Below are 2,835 nucleotides of genomic sequence, written 5' to 3' on the forward strand. Positions count from 1 at the left end.
GTCTCCCCGCCTGCCCGTGGGCACGCGGTGTCACGTGAGCGGAGTCACGTCGGTACGCGGCCGAGTCCCGCTCGGCCCGGCGGAACCTCGCCTACGCTCGGCACAAGCCCGCGCACGAGCGCGTCCTCACCGTCGGGTACGCGCGCTCGTGAGAGCAAAGTTCCCTTCCGGTCACTCGGTGCCACAGGCAGGAAACGAGCCCTCCCTACCTTCGGGATCATCACCCCTCACCACCCTGAGTGCGAACCCGGAGCACCGGAGACCCGTGGAGGCGTCATGACAGCCCCGAGCACAGCCCCCGCCGCGAGCAAGGGAGGCCGCTGGATCCAGCACTGGGATCCGGAGGACGAGACCTTCTGGAACGAGACCGGCGAGAAGGTCGCCCGGCGCAACCTGCTCTTCTCCGTGATCTCCGAGCACATCGGGTTCTCCGTCTGGACCGTGTGGTCGGTGATGGTGCTGTTCATGGGCCCCGAGTACGGGCTCACGCCGGCCGACAAGTTCTTCCTCGTGTCGATGGCCACGCTGGTCGGCGCGATCGTGCGTGTCCCCTACACCTTCGCGGTGGCGCTCTTCGGCGGGCGGAACTGGACGATCATCTCCGCGAGCCTGCTGCTCGTACCGACCGTCGCCGCGTTCGCCGTGATGGAGCCGGGGACCTCGTTCAACACCTTCCTGGTGTGCGCCATGCTCGCCGGTGTCGGCGGTGGCAACTTCGCCTCCAGCATGACCAACATCAACGCCTTCTTCCCGCTCAGGAAGAAGGGCTGGGCGCTCGGCCTCAACGCGGGCGGCGGCAACATCGGTGTGCCCGTCGTGCAGCTTGTCGGACTGGCGGTCATCGGCGCCAGCGGCGGCCCGCGCGTGCTGCTCGGGATCTACATCCCGTTCATCGTCATCGCCGCCGCCCTCGCCGCGGTCAAGATGGACAACATCGCGTCGATGAAGAACGACACCGGTGCCGCCAAGGATGCCGTCAAGGACGCGCACACCTGGATCATGTCCTTCCTCTACATCGGCACCTTCGGCTCCTTCATCGGCTACAGCTTCGCCTTCGGCCTGGTGCTCCAGACCCAGTTCGGGCGGACCCCGCTGCAGGCCGCGTACGTCACCTTCATCGGCCCGCTGCTCGGCTCGCTGATCCGGCCCGTGGGCGGCGCGCTCGCCGACCGCTTCGGCGGCGCGAAGATCACGCTGTGGAACTACGTCGCCATGGCCGCGGCCACCGGTGTCATCGTGATCGCGTCCATGCAGAAGTCGCTGCCGCTGTTCACCATCGCGTTCATCGCGCTCTTCGTGCTCACCGGACTCGGTAACGGCTCCACCTTCAAGATGATCCCGGGCATCTTCCAGGCCAAGGCCTTCGCCAAGGGGCTTGAGGGCGAGGAGGCCGCCGCGTACGGGCGCCGGCTGTCCGGTGCCTCCATGGGCATCATCGGGGCCGTGGGCGCGCTCGGCGGCCTCGGTATCAACCTCGCCTTCCGCCAGTCCTTCCTCACCGTGGGCAGCGGAACCGGCGCCTTCGTCGCCTTCCTCGCCTTCTACGGGGCCTGCTTCCTCGTCACCTGGGCCGTATACCTTCGCCGCCCGGTGGCCGCACAGGCCCGGACCGAGGCCACGGCCGAGGCGAAGCCCCAGCTCAGCTACGCCGAGGTGTGACGGTCCGTGTCCCGGGGGGAGAGCCGCCCCCCTGGGACACGGGAGCCGGTAGCGAAACGGGAGGCCATTTTTCGCATGAGGCCGCATCGGTAACACCACCGACATAAAGCCGAACCGAGTCTGTCACGCACCGTTGACAGGCTCGTTCGGCACGTAAGTGCTGCAACGACTCGACCGCGGGACGCGACATGTACGACGAACAGCAGCGACCACCAGACCACGGGCCCCTCGCCGGGTTCACCGTGGGCGTGACGGCCGCGCGACGGGCCGAGGAGCTGGGCGCCCTGCTCCAGCGGCGCGGCGCGTCCGTTCTCCACGCGCCCGCCCTGCGCATTGTGCAGCTCGCCGACGACAGCGAGCTGCTGGCCGCGACCAAGGAACTGATCGACCAGGCCCCGGACGTCGTCGTGGCGACCACCGCCATCGGCTTCCGCGGCTGGATCGAGGCCGCCGACGGCTGGGGGCTCGGTGAGAGCCTGCTGGCCCGGCTGCGCGAGGTGGAGCTGCTCGCGCGCGGGCCCAAGGTCAAGGGCGCGGTACGGGCCGCCGGGCTGACGGAGGACTGGTCTCCCTCGTCGGAGTCCATGGCGGAGGTCCTCGACCGGCTGCTGGAGGAGGGCGTCGAGGGTCGCCGTGTCGCCGTACAGCTGCACGGCGAGCCGCTGCCCGGGTTCGTCGAGGCGCTGCGGGAGGCGGGCGCCGAGGTGGTGGGCGTGCCGGTGTACCGCTGGATGCCGCCGGAGGATCTGAGCCCGGTCGACCGGCTGCTGGACGCGACGGTCGGGCGTGGGCTGGACGCGGTGACGTTCACCAGTGCTCCGGCTGCGGCGTCGCTGCTGTCGCGGGCGGAGGAGCGGGGGCTGTTGCCCGAGCTGCTCGCCGCGCTGAACCATGATGTGCTGCCCGCCTGTGTGGGGCCGGTCACCGCGCTGCCGTTGCAGGCGCGGGGCGTGGACACGGTGCAGCCCGAGCGGTTCCGTCTCGGGCCGCTGGTGCAGTTGCTGTGCCAGGAACTGCCGGGGCGTGCGCGTACGTTGCCCATCGCCGGGCACCGGGTGGAGATCCGTGGGCACGCGGTGCTGGTGGACGGGGCGCTCCGTCCCGTGCCGCCGGCCGGAATGTCCCTGCTGCGGGCGCTGTGCCGACGGCCGGGGTGGGTGGTCGCGCGGGCGGAAC

At 70.2% G+C, this 2,835-nt stretch carries 2 protein-coding genes; both read left to right on the forward strand.

Annotated features, from left to right (window positions below):
* The first annotated feature begins 276 nt into the window (after positions 1–276).
* Positions 277–1,659, forward strand: coding sequence for a nitrate/nitrite transporter (locus FNH04_RS44155; RefSeq protein WP_152791864.1), 1,383 nt, complete (start codon positions 277–279; stop codon positions 1,657–1,659).
* Positions 1,660–1,847: 188 nt separating this feature from the next.
* The coding region (locus tag FNH04_RS44160) for a uroporphyrinogen-III synthase (RefSeq protein ID WP_152791865.1) at positions 1,848–2,835 on the forward strand (988 nt) is incomplete at its 3' end.

It is taken from the genome of Streptomyces phyllanthi (genome assembly GCF_009377205.1).
Taxonomy (GTDB): Bacteria; Actinomycetota; Actinomycetes; order Streptomycetales; family Streptomycetaceae; genus Streptomyces; species Streptomyces phyllanthi.

Coding starts and splice junctions, on each gene's coding strand:
- FNH04_RS44155 (WP_152791864.1), top strand. CDS start 277: ATGACAGCCCCGAGCACAGCCCCCGCCGCGAGCAAGGGAGGCCGCTGG.